5 protein-coding genes are annotated in these 5,014 nt (G+C 68.1%); 1 reads left to right on the top strand and 4 read right to left on the bottom strand.

Translation table 11 applies throughout. The features are described from left to right. The first annotated feature begins 449 nt into the window (after positions 1-449). On the top strand, positions 450-863 hold the full coding sequence (locus VFZ70_15685; protein ID HEX6257248.1) for a pyridoxamine 5'-phosphate oxidase family protein: 414 nt from the start codon (positions 450-452) through the stop codon (positions 861-863). A gap of 390 nt (positions 864-1,253) precedes the next feature. Here VFZ70_15685 and VFZ70_15680 read toward each other — a convergent pair whose 3' ends face one another. The 4 genes from VFZ70_15680 to VFZ70_15665 form a co-directional block, all read right to left on the bottom strand. Further along, positions 1,254-1,634 carry a hypothetical protein gene (locus VFZ70_15680; protein ID HEX6257247.1) on the bottom strand — a complete coding sequence of 127 codons (381 nt, stop codon included), beginning with the start codon at positions 1,632-1,634 and terminating at the stop codon, positions 1,254-1,256. Between the two features lie 492 nt (positions 1,635-2,126). Further along, positions 2,127-2,555: a type II toxin-antitoxin system VapC family toxin gene (locus VFZ70_15675; GenBank protein HEX6257246.1), complete on the bottom strand. Its 429-nt coding sequence runs from the start codon at positions 2,553-2,555 to the stop codon at positions 2,127-2,129. 225 nt (positions 2,556-2,780) lie between these two features. Beyond that, positions 2,781-3,506: an SDR family oxidoreductase gene (locus VFZ70_15670; protein HEX6257245.1), complete on the bottom strand. Its 726-nt coding sequence runs from the start codon at positions 3,504-3,506 to the stop codon at positions 2,781-2,783. Between the two features lie 501 nt (positions 3,507-4,007). Continuing rightward, entirely contained in the window at positions 4,008-4,955 is a 948-nt protein-coding gene (locus tag VFZ70_15665; GenBank protein ID HEX6257244.1) for an NmrA/HSCARG family protein, read from the bottom strand. Positions 4,956-5,014: the final 59 nt, after the last annotated feature.

The following is a 5,014-nucleotide window of genomic DNA, read 5'->3' as shown; positions in this document are numbered from 1 at the left end:
GGGCGGGTCGGGCGCGTCGCAGACCCGGCCGCACCCTGGTGTGTCGGCAGCTTGGGATGCTGCAGCCCGTCTCGCTACCATCCAGCCGATGCCGTACCGAGGGACGCAGCAAGGCCGATGGATCTGGCGGAACTGTGTGCTCAGGATGCCCGTTTGCGCAGGGTCCCTCAGCGTACGTCGCGTTGCGGTTGGACCGTCAGGTTTGCTCGGTCATCCGCCCTGAACGCGTTTCCCACCGTCCTGACGTTTCAACGCCCGTGTGAGAACCAATCCGCGCGGCCCACCGATTGAGCGGAAAACCGCTACACTGGGGTGTTCTCCGCCGTTGGGGGACGCACTGTAAATCCTGAGGGCCGATTCGACACAGGTCCCGTTAGTTGCCGGCCCAGTTCTACGAAGCCACGGATCCGACGACACTCGGAGCAGCCATCTTGCGCACACGCACCTCTATGACCAAACTCTCGTCCGACGAGTGCCTTGATCTGCTCACGACCCACCGACCGCGCGTCGGACGGCTGACGTTCGTCGACGCTGGCGAGTCGGTCGTATTCCCGATGAATTACATCGCTGACGGCAACCTCATCTACTTCCACACGGCGCCCGGTAGTACGTGGCTCGCGGCACTGAACATGCAGCTGGTGACCTTCGAGACCGACCACGTCGAGGATCACCCCGAGTCGGGGGCACCAGCGGCGCGGGAGCAGAGTTGGAGCGTGTTGGCGTCCGGTCGCCTGCGCACGCTCACCGACGAGGACGAGCTTGCGCAGGTGCGCCGGTCGCCACTCGGGCCGTGGGCAGACGACGAGCACCCCCACTACCTGCGCATGGACGTCGCCGACCTGGCAGGTCGCCGCTTCTTATGACGGACCTCTGGTCCGGGCCACCTGCCGGTGTCGTCAACAGTTGGTGACGCACACGCTGTGGTCCTGTCCCGCCGAGACCGACGCGCGACTCGCGCCCGCTGCCGATACGCGGTAGCGCTGACGCTGAGACCCCGGTGACCAACGTTGGCCACCGGCTGCAGCAAGAGCACACCGACCCGTCTCCTGCGTCATGAACGCGCGGCCGCCCATCGTGGGGTCGATCGCGACCGGACCCCGCACCAGCAGCTCGCGGCCCGGAAGCGGCACAAGCCGGAGCTGCTCGTAGTCGGTGACGTAGACTCGCGGTGTTCGCCCTCGTCGGCGTGAACCGCCGGGACCTGCGTGAGGCCAGCACCTCCGTCACACTGCTCGACCAACTCCGTGCCAACCCTACACGAGGACGATCGCCGACCGCTTCGGCGGCTCCGCGCGGGTGTCGAGCATCACTGCGAAGACGTTCTCCGACCACCAGCGCCTGATGGCCGTCGTGGCCGTGCACTTGGGTCTGCTGATCCCACCCAGGTACAACCTCCTGGCGGAGTCGCTACGCTCGCTCAGCCGACGCTTGATGCTCGGCCCGACCAGCCCGCGCCCATCCCACGCCCGCAGCCGCCGCGGCGAGAACCCCGACAGCTCGGCGGCGTGGCGCTCGCTGATCGCGACCTGTGTCGACGACGTCGACCACTGCGACCGCTCCCCTTCCCGATCCCGACGCCTCCATTCATCGCGCAGCCCCGTCGCGAAGGTCCGGAGGCCGTGTGCAACGATCACGCAGCCCTCGGCTGCGGCGGGCCTGGACCGCGTGACGCTGCAGCAGTGCAACGACCCTGTAAGGTCCCGTGATGTCAAGTCCCGTGATCGGGTCCAGAAGAATGGGTCCAGCGCGACCGATACGCCAGACACATGGGCATGCTGCAAGCCCTTGACCTGCGGTTATACGTGGAGCTAAGGGGAATCGAACCCCTGACCTCTTCCATGCCATGCACACGACGAACCGTCTGAGCCATCCGACGGCGTCCCGCGGCGTCCACCCGCGTCCGATCGTATCCGACCGCCACGCAGCGACGAAACGGCGCAGGTAAGACGTCAACCGTCCAATGCGTACGGATGCGTCCGGCGCCGTCGCTCACTGTCCCGCGGCGTCGCGGCGACCGCGAATGGCTACGTTGCTGGCTACGTCGACGCTATCGAGCCGACCGCGACCGACGAATCGAACCTGCTGCGCGAAAGCTGACGCCGTGTCACATCTCCGCGATTGGCGACTCACCCAGCAGGTTCGTCGCCGCCGGCGCCGACCAGCACCATCCCACAGCGGGGACCGGTCGCTTGGACCAGGCGGGCATCTGCCGTGACCAGTGTCGCAGCGAGCCACTCAGCGAGGCGACGGATAACGCGTCGTAGCCACGAACGTTGTCGCGCAGCTCCCATGCCCGCTGCAGCAGCGGACGGGTGCGACCATCGCTGCGCGGGCCACGACTGCAGGTCGGTGACCGCTTGGGCGGCTGCGCTGTCGTCGAGGCGGCCGCGGCGGTGTTGGGTTTGGATGACCGCGAGGACCTCGGCGTCCACGAGGTGCGGCGCGGCGAGGTCATCGTCGGCGGCCATCAGCACACGGACGGGTTCGGCGCGCGCGGTGTCGGCGACGACCTCGAACAGCGGGCCGGCGTCAACGACCAGCATCGGGCCACTCACCCCTGAGCTCGTCGAGTGCCGAGCACGTCGCGGCGGTCGATGTCGCTGGGGTGGCGCCGCGTGCGGTCGATCCATTCGTCGATGGTGGGACGGCTGGCCAGACGCCTCATCTCGCGGCGGCAGCTCCGGCACGGTGATACCGGCTGCGGAACGCAGATGGCGGCGTCACGTGTGAGCATGGTGGCATCACGCGTGAGCATGGCGGAACAGCCCGCTATGCCGGCGTCACGGGATCCACGGGTCCTGCATGGTTCGGACCAGGATCTGGGGACCGAGCTTGACGTTGTCGCGCAGCAGCAGCAGCGTCTCGACGACGTCCGTGACATCCGCGACCGTCAAGAACCGCTGCCGGGTCACATCGGGGTGTTCGTGCGACATCGGCGTGTCGACCATGCCGGGACACACGGCCCACGCCTTGATCCCCAGTGCCTGGTTCTCCTCCTGCAGCAGTTCGGTCAGCACCCGCAGCGCGTGCTTGCTGACGGCGTACGCGCCCATGCCCGGGTATGTGAACACACCGGCCTCGCTGGCGATGTTGACGATAAACCCGCGGCGACGTGCCCGCATGCCGGGCAGGACCCGGGCGCACAACACGGCTGGACCGCGCAGGTTGACGGCCAGGGTGTGGTCCCAGGCGCCGATGTCGAGCTGGTGCAGTGGTTGACCGTCGGCGACGCCAGCAGCGTTGACCAGGATGTCGACCGGTCCAAGTTCTGATTCCACCCGATCGACCAGCTCCTGCAGCTGGGTCTCGTCGGCAACGTCGGTCGGCACGCTGACGGCCGAGCCGCCCGCACCCGTGATCCGCGTCGCAACCCGCTCGAGCTCGGCCCGTCGACGCGCTGCCAGCGCCACCGCGGACCCGTGCCGCGCGAGCATCTCGGCCAGCCCGCGGCCGATGCCCGACGACGCACCCGTCACGATCGCGACCGAACCCACCAGCTCGGTCATCGCCCACCTCCTGATCCGGCTGCCACTGTGCCGCATGCCGCGTGAGCACTCGCACATCATGCGCCGCTGACAGCGGTTGCTGCCAGGCGGTCAGGCAGAGCACCGGTACAGGTTCGGCGCAGCGACAACGGTCGACCACCACGCTCGACCGCTCCAGCGCGTCGGCGACACCTCACGAATGAATCCGATCCGGCATGCACTCGCGGTACGCCCGCCGATCGACAACAGCTTGCGAGCCAGCCTCCCGAGAGAACCGGAGATGCGCACGGATGGGTGCCTGGTGCCACCGGCCATCGGCTGCGGATCGCACGAAGACCGGGGCGTGGAACACCGGATCGTCACCCACCAGCCATTCCACCGCCGATCCTACGTACCTCGCACGGAGCCGAACATGTTACGTCCCATGATGACCGCCGCGTAGGCAGCGACCTCGTCGACCTCGGCCCGGTTCTCCTGTCATGCAACACGGTGTGCTGTGACGCCGGGGAGACTCGGTCGTGGTCACGCGGGATCTGGTGCCGGGCGTGGTGCTTCTGGGGGGTGGGAGCGCAACGCGCGTTGCCGTCTGAGCCAAGCGCGCACGTCCAGCGCGTGGGGACACAACTCCCGCGCCGACTGGGTGTCCAGGTCGATGTCGTGAGTGCGCAGCCAGCGCCACATGGTCGTCTCGTCGGTTCCGACGAACCGCTCGAACAGCCACACGGGCATCGGGAACCGCAGGGGCGGTCGACCCATCACCTCACGCCACAGCCTCCGGCACCCCGAGATCGACACGACATCGGCAGCAAGCACCAGGTCGGCGCCGACGAAGCGATCGGCGTCGCTGAACACGTTCGCGACGATGACCGCCAGGTCATCGACCGCCAACCAGCCGACGGGACGTTCCGCTCCCATCACCTCGGGCATGACGTGCCACGTGGAGGCCGCCGGGAAGAACTTCGACGCCGTCATGAGCTCCATGAACGCCATGGGACGCAGGATCGTCACCGGCAGGCGCCGGTCGCGCATGTACGCGGCGATCCGTTCCTTGACGTCCCACGACCCGACACCGGTGTCGGGCCGGCCGATGCCCGCGGCCGCGTAGACAACGTGACGCACCCCCGTGCGCAGCGCCGCGTCGGTGACATGTCTGCCCTGCGCGAGCTCCCCGTCATAGCCGCTGATGTGGTGGTTTTGGACACTGAACACGCCGGACACGCCATCCAACGCGCGGTCGAGCGAGCGGGGGTCATCCATGTCCGCGCGCACGACCTCAGCTCCGAGCGCAGCGACGGACCGAACCTTCCTGCGCTCGGGATTTCGCGTCAGCGCGCGGACGCGCCAGCCCTCCTGCAGCAGCCGGCGGGCCACCGCGCCGCCTTGCAGACCCGTCGCCCCCGCGACCGCAACGACCCGATCGGAGCGTTCCGCCATCATTCGCCTGCCCGTGTTCGGAGTGAGCTGGCTCATGATATTCCCGACGGACCCACCCCGGTACCGGAATGATCCTCGAGTCTCTTGCTCGCCGC

Source organism: Euzebyales bacterium (assembly GCA_036374135.1).
GTDB lineage: Bacteria > Actinomycetota > Nitriliruptoria > Euzebyales > JAHELV01 > JAHELV01.
The sequence above is the reverse complement of the archived record's forward strand: the minus strand, read 5'-3'. Positions and strand labels throughout refer to the sequence as shown.

Bases quoted from the DNA above. Each gene is read 5' to 3' on its own strand.
- VFZ70_15665 (HEX6257244.1), bottom strand. From the start codon at position 4,955: ATGAGCCAGCTCACTCCGAACACGGGCAGGCGAATGATGGCGGAACGC.
- VFZ70_15670 (HEX6257245.1), bottom strand. From the start codon at position 3,506: ATGACCGAGCTGGTGGGTTCGGTCGCGATCGTGACGGGTGCGTCGTCG.
- VFZ70_15685 (HEX6257248.1), top strand. From the start codon at position 450: ATGACCAAACTCTCGTCCGACGAGTGCCTTGATCTGCTCACGACCCAC.